General features: G+C 37.5%; 10 protein-coding genes. 2 read left to right on the top strand and 8 right to left on the bottom strand.

What is annotated here, in order from left to right; all coding sequences use genetic code 11:
• Positions 1–15: 15 nt before the first annotated feature.
• From G4Y78_RS28560 to G4Y78_RS28570, 3 genes are read right to left on the bottom strand one after another with little or no spacing between them, the layout of a single operon-like run.
• Positions 16–5,016 (bottom strand): OmpA family protein, encoded by a 5,001-nt coding sequence (locus G4Y78_RS28560; protein WP_163836327.1) that lies wholly within the window; start codon positions 5,014–5,016, stop codon positions 16–18.
• A gap of 14 nt (positions 5,017–5,030) precedes the next feature.
• Complete coding sequence (locus tag G4Y78_RS28565; protein WP_163836328.1) at positions 5,031–5,999, bottom strand: TolB-like translocation protein; 969 nt, start codon at positions 5,997–5,999, stop codon at positions 5,031–5,033.
• A 26-nt stretch (positions 6,000–6,025) separates the two neighbouring features.
• Positions 6,026–7,576: a hypothetical protein gene (locus tag G4Y78_RS28570; protein WP_163836329.1), complete on the bottom strand. Its 1,551-nt coding sequence runs from the start codon at positions 7,574–7,576 to the stop codon at positions 6,026–6,028.
• A 976-nt stretch (positions 7,577–8,552) separates the two neighbouring features.
• On the opposite strand from G4Y78_RS28570, the gene G4Y78_RS28575 reads away from it, so the two are divergent.
• Complete coding sequence (locus G4Y78_RS28575; RefSeq protein ID WP_163836330.1) at positions 8,553–9,935, top strand: DUF6880 family protein; 1,383 nt, start codon at positions 8,553–8,555, stop codon at positions 9,933–9,935.
• A gap of 209 nt (positions 9,936–10,144) precedes the next feature.
• Positions 10,145–10,495 (top strand): hypothetical protein, encoded by a 351-nt coding sequence (locus tag G4Y78_RS28580; protein WP_163836331.1) that lies wholly within the window; start codon positions 10,145–10,147, stop codon positions 10,493–10,495.
• Between the two features lie 14 nt (positions 10,496–10,509).
• Here the strand turns inward: G4Y78_RS28580 and G4Y78_RS28585 are convergent, their stop codons facing one another.
• From G4Y78_RS28585 to rpmH, 5 genes are all read right to left on the bottom strand, one after another.
• Positions 10,510–10,695: a hypothetical protein gene (locus G4Y78_RS28585; RefSeq protein ID WP_163836332.1), complete on the bottom strand. Its 186-nt coding sequence runs from the start codon at positions 10,693–10,695 to the stop codon at positions 10,510–10,512.
• A 771-nt stretch (positions 10,696–11,466) separates the two neighbouring features.
• Positions 11,467–12,846: a tRNA uridine-5-carboxymethylaminomethyl(34) synthesis GTPase MnmE gene (gene mnmE, locus G4Y78_RS28590; protein ID WP_163836333.1), complete on the bottom strand. Its 1,380-nt coding sequence runs from the start codon at positions 12,844–12,846 to the stop codon at positions 11,467–11,469.
• 128 nt (positions 12,847–12,974) lie between these two features.
• Positions 12,975–14,672, bottom strand: coding sequence for a membrane protein insertase YidC (yidC, locus tag G4Y78_RS28595; protein WP_163836334.1), 1,698 nt, complete (start codon positions 14,670–14,672; stop codon positions 12,975–12,977).
• Positions 14,673–14,935: 263 nt separating this feature from the next.
• A complete protein-coding gene (gene rnpA, locus G4Y78_RS28600; RefSeq protein WP_163836335.1) occupies positions 14,936–15,310 on the bottom strand; it encodes a ribonuclease P protein component in 375 nt (124 codons plus the stop codon).
• Between the two features lie 25 nt (positions 15,311–15,335).
• On the bottom strand, positions 15,336–15,470 hold the full coding sequence (rpmH, locus tag G4Y78_RS28605) for a 50S ribosomal protein L34 (protein WP_163836336.1): 135 nt from the start codon (positions 15,468–15,470) through the stop codon (positions 15,336–15,338).
• Between the last annotated feature and the right edge of the window lie 1,418 nt (positions 15,471–16,888).

The raw sequence follows: 16,888 nt of genomic DNA on the forward strand, positions 1-16,888 counted from the left end.
ACATACTTAATCCTATCAATTCAGCACACTAGGATCTTTTGCTGACACACCATCTTCAACCCATTTTTTTATAGCCATTTTTCTATAATTGGTGCCTTTACTTTTATCAAACTCACCATAAAAGTACCACTTAATCGCATTGTTGGTCGTTGGTAGGTTAGGTAGTTTATTAGGTGTAACCGTTCCTACTTTGTCTACCCATCTCTTATCACGAGTTAAGTCAAATGCACCACTTTTTGCCTTTTCCCTTTCTTTAGGGTCATCGGAGTCTCTAGCCCAAGGACAAGTTTTAGGATCAGCAAAGTTTTTAGGAGCAGGGATATAGAATAAACCGTCGTCATATTTTTTAACATGTTTATCGGAAAGTCCTGATTTACCTTGACTACGCAGGTTTTTAATCCAGAACTTAAAGTCATGCATCTTGTTTGTTTTTAAATCAACCTTATCGTCTGCTCCAAGTAACCAATCAAAGAAGCCATCTGAAATCGCTTTTTTGCCAAATGGCCTTAGTCCATCAACCTCATAGCCAGCTGGAGTCTTATAAGATAAGTTCTCAACACTAGCATAAACATGTAATTCCATTTTATTTTTAACTGTTGCTGACATTTTACCACTGATGTGAGGCTTAATGATTTCTAATAGCTGTTTCTTGATTAATGAGTCTGAAGAATTTAGCATCGACAACATTGGTGCTAACTGATACGTATTTAATAGCGATTGATTTTCAGCTAATTTACTTGCAATAAAGGTATAGTTTGATTCGTCAATTATAATATCCACAGTCGCTATCCCCATATAGCCACCACTGGAATTAGTTTTAAGTTTTGCATCTACTTTCAGTGTACCTAAATAGGTTAAGGTCGTATTAACTGTCGGGCCTACCGTTGACGTATCACCTTCTTCTGATAAATCATAGGCACAAGTCAGTTGTTGCCAGCTATGGCCCATTTTTTTGTACATTTCTTCATCAATTTTTTCTACGAATGCTAGTAAGCCCAACTCAACCTTATCATTCCAGTCAAACTCCTTTAACATGGTTTTATGATCAGCTTTATCATTTTTACCGCTAAACTTAGTGCCTGATAGCCCATAAGCATATTTTGCTGAGATAAAAAATGAGCCTTGTTCAGCTACCCTAAACATAGGTGCAACTGCCGTAAGCCCAGAAAACAGTTTCGGAAATTGATAGTCTCGCTCTTTTGAGAGCATAAAATCTTTATCAAACAGATAGCTTTCTGGAAATAAATTCTTTATCCAATTTCCCTCTTCATCTCTTAATGCTTTTGAACGGTCTGGATTAATAGACAAACAAAAATTTTCATTAAAACTTTCGGCAACTTTATAATTATCGTATAAATTTCGTCCTATCTTTGCGACTGCGCCTCCTATATTGACGACATCAGTTACTCCAACACCGTCTAAAATATCCTTGTTCCTTTGTGTAAAGTTTTCATCAGTGCCTTCAACTCGGATAGGCCGTGTTGTCTTTCGGTTTCGTCCTACTGTTACTTCCAACTTGTACTGCATTTCAAGCTTGTTTGTTTTACTATTCCACTCTGACTTATCGAAAAAGTCAAATAACTGGGATTGAGTCATTGGTTTAATTCCGGGAATAATCCGTCTCTCACCAAAACGATAACGCAAATAAAAGACACAACCATAATGGCCTTTAAACTGACTTTCTTCTGGCAGCAAATCAATATCTGTTAGCTTTTGAGTCACATCTGTATAAACTGGGCCTTCTAACTCAGCAAACGCATTGACCATCCTGACAGGTCTTAAGCTGACTGGAATAGCTCGTTCTAGGTAATGCTCTGGCTTACCTTGTTCTTTCGTATATTCCTCATCTTTCTTTAAAACAATAATTACCCGTATTTCGTCGAATGGTGATACAGACCTATCTTTACTCTCCAAACTTTGTAAATAGTCTACTAAAGGCATCCATTCTGGATTATTTTCTATTATAGCCGGCTTAATATAGACACCAGTATATTTATAAATACTAATATCCATACCAGCATAATTAATATCCAAATCCATCATTAGTGATTCAATGGATGGGCTACCTACACCATGAATAGGAAAACAACTTTGGAAGTTTGCCAACATCATTTTTTCATCAAAGTTTGGCATAGGTATTGGAATTCTTAGCCTTGAGCTGTGAAGCATCCAGTTCTTTCTCATTACATTTTTACTGGATTCTTCAAACTTAGTGGATAGTAACGATTTATCCACTTTATATTCCCCTGAATTGTCCCAGACATCAGGCATACCTAAGTAATCCATCCAAAACTGATCAAGAGGATAATGAAATTGGTTGTCGTGTGGGTAACTCCATTCAGAATTGAGCACAAAAAAGTTAATGAATTTATCGATATGGAGTTTTTCTAATTGTTTTTTATATTCTGCATAGTTAGGTGAAAACTCACCACCATTCATGATGACATAGCCTAAGCTTTTATATTGGTAAGCAGCACGGATAATAAGCTTAATTAAGCTATTTAATACTTCAGCACGAATTCGATACTGATTATTTAAAAATTTTAAATAATCAACTTGTTTCTCATCTTGTTTTACAATTTGAATAAATTTACGATTGTAAAGGGATTTGGTACCGATATCCTTTTCTAAGCGATGATAATCAATATATTCATTCAGTAAATTATCACCAAGCAAATCATCAATATATTCTGTTGCTGAAACTAAAGCCTTGCTGGCATCTTTAAACAACATTAAACAGTTTGCGATGAGCATGGTTTGAGGAAACATAGCAGCAATACCACAAGCTGCATCAAATATTGCCCATAACATTTCTATTTGTGCTTGATGGTAATCAAAATAGGCATTAACTTGTAGTTGTCTGGCTTGCTCTAAGTTCTGCATTGCCTCTCTAGAGGGCCTGAAAATTAGCTCCCCTCCAGGTACACTCAAAACAACTTCTACCCGCCGGCTTGCTACAAAATCTACTTTCCTTTCTTTATCTCTTAACGGTTGAGTTTCACCATACCAGGCCACTTCTATTCGGTCTGCTGGTACACCCGCATTGGTAAACTGTTTGTGGATATGCCCGGTTCGGGCTTTGGATAGGTCGTAGTTATACTTATCAGTACCTATTGGGCAGGCATGCCCATAAAGTGATAAAGTAACTTTTTCATCTGATTTAATTAAGTTGGCAACTGACTCTAGTGGTAAAGTAATTGTTTCATGCTTATCTAGATTGAATGTGATTAAGGTTCTTATTACATAGCGACCATCTTTAAAACCACCAGTAACTTTGGCTTTTTTCGCATGGGTTGCTTGACCAATTTTTAACAGGTCATTTTGAATTTTTTTAATTTCTGGCGTTATGGATTCGCCTATTTGCTCTTTATAACTTTTAATGACATCATCATAAAATGATTTGCTTTCTTCAGCACTTTTAAGCTTCGCATCCAGGTTTTTATAGCTATCTACCAGCCCAGATAGACCAGTAACAAATTGATATGCCCCAAACGCACGAGTACCGAAATGAACATACCTTGGCGGTATACTAAACTTTACTCCCATCACATATTCTTGCGCCACTTTATCTACGACTTTTTGTGCATCTCTTATGGCAAACTTACTTGGGTTCAACCACTCCCTTACATTAATAACTTGTTTGAACTTTTCAAAGTTCACATAGTTTTCATATTTTATTTTTTCCATAATATTAGCTAATGATTGCTGACGGAATGGGTGAAGTGCACCATCAGTCAACATAGCTTCAATACGTTGGATTTTCTTTAAGTTATTTGCATAGGTTTGCTGATCTTTTAACGCTGTCTGTAAGCCTTGCCAAGTAGCCTGAATCGCCTTAGCCTCAAAACCAATCCGCATTACTAAGGCAGCTTCTGTATAGCCTTGGTCAGTTAAAACCGTGTCAATTAGCTTGGTACTATTATCAATTAATCCTGGGGTATCCACCTTGCCACTGCTGACGGAAGTATAGGCACTGGTCATAATACCTTCAGCCAAGGCCGAATATTCATGACGCACTTTCATATCATGTAAATAAGGGGTTAAACCAGGCCCAGCTGTTTTACCATCAATTTTCCCCTTAGTCATATCTCGGGTAATTTTGATAACATCCCGAAACACCTCAGGGAATTGCTTAATTAAAGCTTCTTCCAAATGAATCGGATCTGCATTTAACATACAGATATCAGCGGTAGGGTTTCGAATATCGAATTTGATTTGTTCTTTTAGTTCATAGAAATAAAATCCTAGTTTATTTTTTGTAAAACTGTATTGACTATTTTCTATATCACCTTTTGCATCATCAGAAAATATAATTCTTATATTATAAAGTCCTTCATTAATATTTTTACCCTCTGTATCTATAGTAATAAATACCGGGGTTTCGTTATCATCTTTTTGCATACCTCCTTTAATTTTACTATCACTCTCAACCTCATTATGCTTCCACATTTCAATAGTAGCATCATTAAAAATAGAGTTTTTAGAGAATGACAGTATCACTACTTTAACCCTAGGCAGGATAAATCCTTCTATTACCTTGCTTTTGTGTGCATTATACCAACTTTCATAATGCTTACCCTTATCGCCCTCACTTGGCTTTTCTAACAAGTCACCAGTGATCTTAGTATTTAATTTAATCCCTTTACTTTTTTTTAACTGCTGACTAGTGATACATTCCTCTATTTTTTCTAAAAAACTATCCTGGCCATATATAGCAAATAACTTAGCTATAGTATCCACAGGAGGAAAATAAAAATAAGTTGCTTCCTCCTTAGAAAAATTTCTTATCCTACTACCCTGAGTAAAGTCCCCATCAACTCTATTAATATAACCATCATCATTAGTGGCCAATAAAGCTGTTTTATCTTTTTTATCTACTACAGGGCTTTTGGCAATAAATAGGGTATTAATCAATGGCCGAGCGGTACCTGAAACTACTCCTTGAGTATCATAAATACCTGATAACAAATAAACTGTTTTTAACGCATGTACTTCAGCTAATTTTTTACTTGACATCCTAGAAACCTTGTTTATAGGTTATAAAACTCATATTGGTTTTTTGAACCGCCAGCCTTTGAAAATTTACTTATATTCTCAACATCCTGAATTCTTCCAACACTAAAGTCTATAAAACCAAAAAAATTGAGCCAAATTTTATTATAAGACTTCAAATCAAAACCTAGTAAATTACCAACACTCCCATCTAATTTTATTAGTTCTTTTTCCGGGCTATCTATATTAGCTACAATAAAACCTTCGTTTGTTTGATATCCAAAGACTTTCCCATTCTTATATTTAATTAAACCTCTATGATCTACACTACCATATTCTTTTTCATACATTTTTTTTCCAGTTTCAACATCACGAATAATTATTTTTTTATTTCGCGTGAATACAAATTTAGTGTCCTTATCCATTAAAATAAACGAGTTACCATGTTCCTCATATTTAGTGACTACTTCAAGCTTATTGGTAGGTACATGATACTTTTTCATATTACCTGCCTCATTGAAGTATACTGTTTTACTGTCTTGACTCCATTCAAAAGAGGGGATAACAGGTCCAAAGCTCATTACTTTCAGTTGCTTTGCCTTAATATCATAAAGCTGCTTTTCATAACGCTCACCATCATCAACAGCCATAGCCACATAACGACCGTCTGGTGAAGGCTTACTATCTCGAACAATTCCTTTTATTAAGTTTCCTGGAACTCTAATTTTTAAATCAGAAAAATCTGGCTTAGCACTCCATATTTCCATCTGATGTTTCGTTTCTAGTCCACTAGGTGAGTCATCCCATACAAACTGTATTCTAGGGCTATCATAGCTTTTTGGATCTTGCCAAACCTCTTCTTCTAGCTTTAAGCCTAAAAGATCTGCCTGGGTTAATGTTATTTTTTGTTCTTGTTGACTAGTCTCTTTGCTTGAAGAGGATTGTTCTTCACTACAACCTGCAATTATAAACAGGGATAGAAAAAATATTGATAGTTGTTTTTTCATCAAAATACCTTTATTTCACTACTTTATTAGTTAATTTGTTCGCTTTTTTCTGACTGCAAATTTTTGACTAATAATGACTCATAGCTACGATCACTAAATACATAAAAGGGCAGTTTTCCGTCTTCCTCTTGATCCTGAATCAGATCAAAGTTACCACCTGGTGGCACGTCTTCAAAAACCAGTTCAACCCACTCGTTATTACCACCTTCTACCAATGCCGATTTCTTTTGCTCTATTTTTAACGAATGTTCCCAGCTGTTGTCTGACTTACGCAGAGTGAAATAGTAGTTACGATCTTCCGGGGCATGGCAGTCTAGTTCAAAATGTAACCGCAACGTTCTATCTACCGCATCAAGATACACTACGGGAAATTTATGCTCTCGATGCTCATCCAAATAGTTTGGGTGTGCCTTCCTCGGATTATCTGGAGGAGGAACCAGTTCTTTAACTTGGTCCAATAAAGCAGGGGCAACAGGTCCAATAGGCCCGTCATTTAGATCAAAATTTTTGCTGCTTCCATAAATAGCAACCCCGTCAACAGGAGTAGTACGTTTTTCTAGCGCGACTGGGTTGGCTTCTAATTGATCAATTTGCTCCCAAGTGAGTGGCTTGCGGGAATACATCATCTTATAACCTGATATCACTGCGCCATTAGCCTTATAAGGTAGCCAAATGGTGTGGTAAGCCGAGCCTAAGGCTTCTCGATGCTCAGGATCATCTGCAGCAAATTTATTGGTCCGCATACTTCGGTAGTAGTGTAATCGAGTATCCCGATAGGTTTGATGGTTATAAACCTGCAATTCTCGCCATAACTCACTGCCTTTGAATATATACACCCAACCGCCCTGAGATAGGATATCTGACTCTTGTCGTCGCTTATTCTCAGTAATGTAGCCAAGGGGTTTAACTGGAATGATGACATTATCCCACTCATCTTTCTCAGTATCTTTGAGGACGGGTTGCACATTGTCAGCAAATGGCAGGTAGAGCGGTGGCTCTGTGGTACCGGCATTTGCTTTATGCATAACAATACGGAGACCCAGCTGCCTGGGTTTATTAGGAATATTACCGATTGTGACTAAACTGCGGTGTAAAGTGCCGTCTTTTTTATAGGGAACAGCGCCTTCCATTAACTCTGTCAGCCCTTCCTGACGATTGCCGTATACCACCACCTGATTCATATCCTGGCAAATACCAGCCACTTCAACGACTATTTTATAGTCAAGATTAGGCTTTTCTTCTGTAACAGAACGGGCTGGCTCAGGCACATATTCCGGCTCTTTAACCCTAGGCTTCGGATTAAACGGCATTACTGGTATTTCGCCACGTCCACTGACTTGAATCCGTCCAGCTTGCAAAGCCTTAACAACCCGATCAGCTAAGTTACTCTCAACAGAAGTGCCTACAAAAGAAGCCAGCTTGGTTTCCGCCATTGAGTCGCTTCTAAGACAAGCATCCACAAACTGACGCATTTCTGCCTCATTTCTAAACGACTTGCGACTAAATTCGAAGTCTCTTGGCAACCCACGGTGGTGAAATTCATAAGTTTTACCATCAAATGTGAAGCGTACATACATGGAATAAGCACTCCTTAGCAACAGTGCATCCGCATTTAATCAAGAGTGGCATTGTAAACAGGCTTAACCTTGGTGAGTAGTGGTACATAGCCAAAATAAACGCTGATTCTCTTGTGTAGTATGTCAACGTTTTAATAACATGGGACTTTTAGGGTTGCCTGCTACTTAGTTTCTATTGATATGTACATTCTATGACTTATATAAAGTTAATACGCTACGACTTTAGTACTCTTGCAATTAATCGAAACTAATTCAGCTTTTAGCCAAAGCTTCTATACAAAAAAATTAAATGATTGAAAACCATAGCAATTGCAAGACACCAATAAAATGACAAGCTATAGAAAAATTTTAACACTCATGTCAACGCTTATTTTTTGGCAATTGCTAGCTGAAATGACTACTGCTAAGACATTTACAATAACCTCTGAAGACTATCCCCCTATATGACAAAAGTAAGCTCAAAGATAAAGGAGGAGCTTGGGTAGCTGTAAAAGTGAATAGACATATTAGCCTGTATAAAAAAATCGATTATTTTCGGATGCAAGTAGAGCACGAAAAAAATACCCAGGCATTACTAATGAAATCATTTTTGTAGAGCCTGCGATAAAAAAACAATATATATACATTGGTGTATCAAATACAACAGCCAACTATCAAGAAAAGGTTAGAGATATAAATCTAGGACTAAGAAAAATCATGCTAGATGGAACATTCCAGAAAATAATGAAAGAGCAGCACCAACTGGACTAACACCAGATTAGATCAAACATTCCTTCGCCTAATGCTACTCACATCAAACTAACACGCATGGTTTAAAACTGGAGTTGACAATTCGTGATCAGCCTCAAGCCCAGTATCTGTGCTAGCTTCTTTTTATTCTTAAACAGTGAGGTATCATATCCCTCATATATTAGGAGTCACCTATGCCCTTAAATACAGGGTAGGGAAAAGCGTACATTACATATAGAGTACATCAATGAAAAAGGAACAACTGATAGCCCAGTTAAAACAGCTTGATTCAACCGTTCTTGCTGAATTCGTTATCAGCTTACTAGGAGAGGACCGTACACTGGATTTAAAAATCGAGTCCCTTGCTTTACGCTCAAACCCAGAGGGCCTAACTCGCCAAGCAAAAAGCCAAATACAGTCTATTAAGCGTGGTCGCCGGTTTATAGAGTATGGAGAAAGCTTTCAACTGGCAGGCAGGCTCTCTGCAATCATTGATGATATCGAGCAAGTTATCCTACCTCATAGCCCTAAAAGTGCATTCGAGTTAACTGATTTGTTGCTTTCCATTCACAGTGATGTGATGAATCGTGTGGATGATTCTGGTGGTGTTATCGGCGGCGAGTTCCTTCGTGCTAATGTGCTGTGGCTAAATGCTGCTAAAGCCTGGGGAAATAATAACATTGACTGGTTGGCTAAAATCTATGACCTGGTTGAGCAAGAAGACTATGGGGTTTTAGATGCGTTATTACCTAACGCTAACTTGCTATTAAATGAGCAACAACTCCGGCAGCTATCCTGGCGCTATGAAAATGAAATACGTACACAATTGAAGAAGGAGGGCACTCATAATAGTTATACAAGACCCACTTTCGAACTAATAAAGCTGACTACAAAACTACACCAGGTCGCTCAAGCATTGGCTGATCCCGAGTTATATGAACATGCTACATTACTGCTTTCACCAACACCTAACTCAATGCAAATCCAAAGCTTGGTTGAGCAATACCTGTTATTTAATCAGGCTGAAAAGGCACTGAAGTGGCTGGATCAACCCTGGACAAATGATGAAATTACTCGCTATCAGTTGCTTAATAAAGTTTATGAGCTAATGAATAACAAACCCAAACTGCGGGAAGTCAGAGAAAAAATTTACCAAACCACTCAAACAGCTGAAGCACTTAATGAATTAATTGAGTTATTACCAGAAGAAGAAAAACAACAAGTGCTATCTAAAGCAGTCGATGAAGCAGAACAGTGTAACATGCTTTATATTGCTATTGATAAACTAGTTTATTTAAAGCAATTTGAAAAAGCACAAAACCTAATTTTAAAACGATTTAAAGAATTACCTAGTGTTCCTTATAAACGTTTAAACGACTATGTAAAAGCATTTGATAAACAAAAATGCTTACTGGCTGTAATAGCATGCTACCGAGTATTAACCGATGATATTCTTGATAATGCACACAGCAAAGCCTATAACCACGCAGCTCGTTATCTGAAAAAATTAATAGCATTAGATAGCCAAATTCAAGACTACCAATCTTTAAAAACAGCTGAAGAGTATTATCAAACCCTTCAAGAACTACATGGAAGAAAACGCAGTTTTTGGAGTAGGGTGAATGACTAAAATAGTGCTTTTAGCCCTATCTTTTTTTAAGAGTACTACTTTATAGCCAAAGTGAATCACTTTTAGGAGCAGCCGTTAAGCTAAGAAGCCCTATGAGTTTATGAATATTTTTTACACTTATTTCAAGTATGTATGTTTAACATAGTTATACTGAGTGCTTAAGGTGTAGGAGTTTCACTATTCACCTCCTTCATCAGCCCCTCCATCTGATGAGCTGCTACCTGAATCCATGTCTGGACCAAGGGGGGGTAGTAGAATCTGGAGATGAAGATAGATCAGATAGGTTATCCACAACTACAGCACCTGTCACTGCACCAGCAAGAAATGAGCTGTCACTTGTATCTATGTATGAGCCGACAGATTCAGAGTCATCTTGTATTGATTCGCTTATAGGTAAACCTAGTTTTTTTCGAAGTGAAATATTTTCAAGCTTAAGGGACTCTATTTCAGACTTCAGTGAAGTGACTTCACGATCTTTAAGCTTAAGTGATCCTTCAAGTTCATTAATTCTGCCAGAGCTAAAAACATCATTTATTGAGCTACTATGCTATTTTCATTAATAACTAATTATAGATCAAGTTAGGAATCCCCTAATACTTACCTGATATGACCGTTTAATGTCCTTAATACTGGGTAGCCCGCTTGTCCCTGGTGGAACTTCTTGTATCTTGCCGCCAGACTTCAAGAATGCGGCTGTTTGTTCTGCTATCTCTCTGCTTCTTAGTTCTTTGGGTGTCAGCTGATATTCCTTGCCTGGCATTGCTGGGTGGTCCTTTGTAAGTGTTAGCGGGTTTTAGTATAGGTCAGAGATAAATGGAGAGGTTTAAGGTTTTATGTCAGGGGGAAGTTTCATGACACTTTTAAATGTCATTAAAAATAGCAAGGGGACCAAGCCAGCTAATCAGCCTATATAGCAATAAATTAGCTAAAGCTTTAAGAAAAAAATTGGAAAAATAAATAAAGCTTATGTTATTTATAAATTAGAGTAGGCCTACCAGTTTGTATGAACACAAAATGATAGACTGAATTGCAAAATACATGCTAATAAATAATAGCATTTTAGTCTATAAATAGGCTGCAATTTTATTTCTATAATTTACAGAAAATACGAGTATCGATTTATCCATTCCAGTAATCGCTTCAGAATTACTGGTATTGCCGGCTTCATTTTAACTTAAGATCTAGGTTAAAATCTTACAAAAAACAAACAATACTAAAAAAAATTATAAGTCACAAGCATTGTATATTAGAAAATAAAATATAACAAAAACACAAAAAGCTAATATACAAGCATATTAAACAAAAAAATTTAAATATATTAAAAATATATCTTAATTCAACTGACGTATAAATAAATAAAATAGTAATTTTAACAATTAAATATAATTAATAATTATTAAACAATTTATCTTAAAATAAAAATATAGTAATAAATAGAAAAGGGTTAAAATATTCAAATAAACCAAAAAACAGATACAAAAAAGCCCGTTAACCAAAGAATAAAGGGCTCAAAACACGGAGATAAAACCAATTACTTACCAATACAAAAACTGGAAAAAATTCGTCCAAGTAAGTCATCGGAGGTGAATTCACCAGTAATTTCACTCAGTGATTGCTGAGCAAGCCGTAAGTCTTCAGCGAGTAATTCTCCCGCACCGTAACTGGTGAGTTGCTGCTTGCCTGTGTATAAGTATTGTTGAGCCTGATTGATGGCTTCTATGTGACGTCTTCTGGCGGTAAATCCACCTTCTGTTGTGCCTTCAAATCCTATGCAGGCTTTTAGATGACTTTTCAGCTCTTGAATACCTTGTTCTTGCATTGCAGAGATTGCGATGGTCATTACACCTTGTGGATTAGTTTTATCCCCAGCACCTTCACCAGTGAGGTCCACTTTGTTTCGGATGATGGTAACTTTATCTAAAGTAGGCAGTTTATCCACAAACTCTGGCCAGATTTCATGAGGATCTGTTGCTTGAGAAGTACTAGCATCCACCATTAGCAATACTCGATCCGCCTCGCTAATTTCCTTGAAGGCCCGCTCCACACCGATTTGCTCAACCTTATCGTCACTAGCTCGTAATCCAGCTGTGTCAATGATATGTAATGGTAAACCATCGATGTGGATATGTTCTCTTAACACATCCCGAGTGGTGCCTTCTATGTCAGTGACGATTGCTGTTTCTCTACCAGACAATGCATTAAGCAAGCTGGACTTACCCGCATTGGGGCGCCCGGCAATTACTACACTCATGCCTTCACGGAGCATCGCTCCTTGATTAGCTTCTTTCAGTACTGAATCTACATTGTGGATAATTGAATCTAAATCCCTGGCCACTTTGCCATCAGCCAGAAAATCAATTTCTTCCTCAGGAAAATCGATAGCGGCTTCGACGTAAATGCGCAGCTGAGTCAAGTTTTCCACAAGTTCGTTGATACGCTTCGAGAAGGCTCCTTGCAGTGAACGAATGGCACTTTTAGCAGCTTGCTCTGATGCGCTATCAATTAGATCTGCAATAGCTTCCGCCTGAGTTAAGTCAATTTTATCATTGAGGAATGCTCGTTCACTGAACTCTCCTGGTCGGGCATGACGAATTCCCATTGACAGAATTTCTTTCAATATCAGATCCAATATGACTGGTCCACCATGCCCCTGTAACTCCAACACATCTTCGCCAGTAAAAGAGTGTGGCCCTTGGAAAAATAAGCTAATGCCTTCGTCTAAAACATCGTTCCCCAGGCTATAGAATGGCCCGAAATGTGCCATCCTCGGTCTTAATTGAGTTTTTACCAATTGATCAGCTACTTCCCTGGCTTTTGATCCAGACACCCTAATAATCCCAACCCCACCTCTACCAGGGGGAGTGGCAATAGCAACGATGGTATCAGTATCGAGAGTAGCAATGGAATTCATAATCTTTATCTGTGTAAAAGCTAAGAAAGGGAAGTTGATTAAAATGAGTTAACTTATTGATTATAGGCAAGAAAAAGGCCCTAACCAATAGTTAGAGCCTTGTGGATAACATTGTGGAAATCTGTTGATTATTTTGAAGCAGCTTGGCCTTCAATCTGCCGGGTAATCATCCACTGCTGAGCAATCGACAATAAGTTGTTAACTACCCAATACAATACCAAACCAGCAGGGAAGAACAAGAAGAATACCGTGAAAATGATTGGCATCAATTTCATCACTTTCGCTTGCATAGGATCTGGAGGCGTTGGGTTCAACAACTGTTGTACAAACATAGATGCACCCATAATCAATGGCAGGATAAAATATGGATCTTTAACTGACAGGTCAGTTATCCAACCTAACCAAGGTGCTTGGCGTAACTCAACGCTTTCTAGCAGTACCCAATAAAGGGCTATAAATACTGGCATTTGTACAAGAATTGGTAAACAACCACCAAGAGGATTGATTTTCTCTTTCTTGTACATTTCCATCATCGCTTGAGACATCTTTTGTCGGTCATCTCCGTAACGTTCACGCATCTCCTGAAGTTTAGGAGACAGACGACGCATATTTGCCATAGAGCGATAGCTTGCAGCAGACAATGGGTAAAAAGCAGCTTTGACCAGCACAGTAAGTAAAATAATACTCCAGCCCCAGTTGGGAATTAGGCTGTGAATAAATGTCAATAACCAGAACAACGGCTGAGCAACAAACCAAAGAATGCCATAATCAATTGTCAGCTCCAGACCATCAGCCAGTTCAGCTAAACGCTTTTGATCTTTGGGACCAACATAAAGCGTCGCACTCACTTCACCTTTTTCACCAGCAGCCAACTTGAGAGGGTTGTTTTGGTTTTTAAAGCCAACGATATTTTGGCTACCAGCTTTTCTGGTATAGAAATTATTCAGCTGCTCCTGATTAGGTACCCAGGCACTGACAAAATAATGTTGCAGAATAGCGGCATAACCACCAGTAACGTCAGCGCTAAACTTATTCTCATCGAATTCATCAAAAGGTAGTTTTACATACCTTTCTTCCTGGCCACGTACAGCAGCGCCAAGATAGGTACTCATGCCCATGGAAGAGGCGGAGTTACTAGGATCTTGGGTATTATCCCGCTTTAGCTGAGCATATAAGTTCGCCTGCCAGGTTGTGGAAGAAGAGTTATCCACAACATAACTGACTTTGACCTCATAACTGCCTTTGGTGAAGGTATAGCGTTTAATAACCTTAACTCCTTTCTCATCAATCAGAGAAAGATCCACAGTTAAGGTGTCTTTACCATTTAATTCGTAACTGGCTTGAGCTGACTGATAAGTGGGCTTGCCTTTGCTATCAGTTCCATCAGGTCCAATTAAACCGCTTTGAGCAATAAAGGTTCTAGCTGATGATCGCTCTAGTAAAGTGAATGAAGGGGGATTTGGTTCTTCATCATCAGGTAACTTAACAGGATATTTCAACAGTGAAACTTTAATTATGTCACCACCTTTAGTGTCGATTTCTACAGCTAAGGTGTCAGTTGTTACTGTAACCAACTTATTTGCAGCTACAGAAGCATCTGTAGCTGCATCAGATACAGTATCTAACTTTGGTACATCATCTGTAGTAGGAGACTCAGGATTAACCTGAGACAGCTGTGGAGTATCTCCAGTTGATGGAACGGTTTGATGCTGTTCCTGTTGCTGGGTAGTTGTTGGGACCTGATTGTAATCTTTATCCCACTGCAAAATCATTAAGTAGCCAACTATTGCTAAGCCAGCTATAAGTAACGTTCTTTGAAAATCCATGGTTTCTTAAGCCATACCATCTGTTGATAACAGTTATTCACATCTAAATAAGGGGAGGGATTATACGCAAGTTTGCCTAATTACCCTACTGCTAATCTTGTTTAATTGTGTTTAATCTACGGTCAATTTGAGTGTAAAAGGAATACAAAAGATCAAATAATGAATGATCTAATTATTGTTCTCTAGGGTATTAGCCATATGATAGCCAGTTTTTGGTGTTACGAACTAAGCTAATTGGGCTGATTTGCTGGTATAGAAGTTATCTAATTATTACTTGTGGATAGTTTGCCAGCTTTTTTGATTAGCCGCTTCCATTGCTGTTCTAGTAATTGGAACATAGCTGGGTTATCCAACTCCGCAAGACCTTTACGACTTATGCACACCAAGTCAATGGGAGGAAGTTGTTGTTTATGACAGCGAAAGGACTCTCGAATCAATCGCTTAATTCGGTTCCTTGAAACAGCTTTTTTAGTGTTCTTTTTACCCACAACCAGGCCTAGTCGAGCTTGATGATGGGAAGATGGGGTTGCCAGGATCAGCAGATTTGGGTGGGAAGCTCGAAAGGGCGCGTTGTCAAAGACCCGTTGAAAGTCAGCCTTGTTTAATAAACGAGACTCTTTGCTGAATCTTTGATCCACGCTACAAGTGCCCTATCAAAACCAATTACGCAGCCAGGCGCTTGCGGCCTTTAGCGCGACGGCGTTTGATTACCAAACGGCCATTCTTAGTTGCCATGCGAGCACGGAAACCATGAGTGCGCTTGCGCTTTAGGTTACTTGGTTGAAAAGTTCTTTTCATACGTCGTACCTATTTACTTTCCAGAAAGTACTTACAGCTCTTTTTTTAGATCTAAAAGACGCGCAATTGTAAGGAATCTTATTAGTCAGGTCAATTTATTAACAGCTTAGCTGCAATTTTTGTTTTAAGGGCAGGTTTTTAAAGGGCTTCCGTTGATAAACGTAGATCAGCTTGAATATTTTTCAGCCATTAAAAGGGTTGAATAAGACTCTTTATTCACAAGCTGTAGATTATTCTCAAAATTACAGTTAGCTGTGGGTAACTCGGATATTTTACCAAATATCAGGATATATCAGAATGAAACCGATAAAACTTGCTGGTTTTAGGTAAATAAGTAGGTGGTGAAGGGAGTATGAGTACAAAACTGACATTTTGTTTGCACTAACTGGGTTATACACAGATTAACTATCGGCATAAAAAGTTACTTTCCCTGTGGATAATTGCTCGAATGGCTATTATGGATTGCTAACAACTCTATATTTCCTTCCTCAAAAATGGATAGTAAGACAAGATTTTTAGCTGAACTGTTAACGCTTGAAGAAGAGTTGATCAAATTTGTCACTACTATCCACTGTTGAGCCGTTTTCTATTACAAACTTTCTATTTGTGAATAACTAAACGCTAACAGATAGACCACTGCCATTCAGTCAATCTTATTCAAAAGGCTGTTGGCAGTTACCAATATGAGTCTTAATTCTTCGATATATGACTAAATTTTTTAGAAAAAATAATGGATTTACTAACAAGAACAGCTGGATGATGCAGATTAATGTTCAAAATATACTCAGTTTTAAATGAAAAACAAGTTATATAGGACAATCATTAGTATTTGTTGAGTTTTATGTAGACAGTTATACACAGAGAGTTGTTTTAAATAGCATGTAGTTTGCTCTTAAAACGGCTTCTTTAGCTTTGTTGTTGATAAATCTATGACTTCCGATTTAAGGGCTGCCAATTCTATTAGCTAATGTTGGGGTTGTCCACATCAACTGACGTTTTGATTGACGATTTTTGTATATTGCCAAAATTCAATTCGCCAAATCATTATTTATAAAATAATACTCTTTTTAAGAAAGGTTGATGATTTGATATTGTTATTATTATTATAATGAGACTTTTCTGTGGATAAGTGTTTTTTTCTACTAAATTTCAATACTTTATGGGAATGATAAGTTTGTGACTATCTTGAGAATTATTTGTGTAATAACTCTGCAAAGACTGTGTAATAATTGTTGATAAAGTTATTCAACGAGTTAACCACTGGGTTGTGCACAGGGTTATCCTATTATCCACTAACAAGTTATTAACAGAAGATTTTTTCTGTTAATAAACTTGTAAACTACTTGTTATTATCTTGTTTCTAAGTCTGTAATTTATTGATTAGTATAGATTTTTCTTGTGAAAAACAATCTGTTTTC

This window comes from Spartinivicinus ruber (assembly GCF_011009015.1).
Taxonomy (GTDB): Bacteria; Pseudomonadota; Gammaproteobacteria; order Pseudomonadales; family Zooshikellaceae; genus Spartinivicinus; species Spartinivicinus ruber.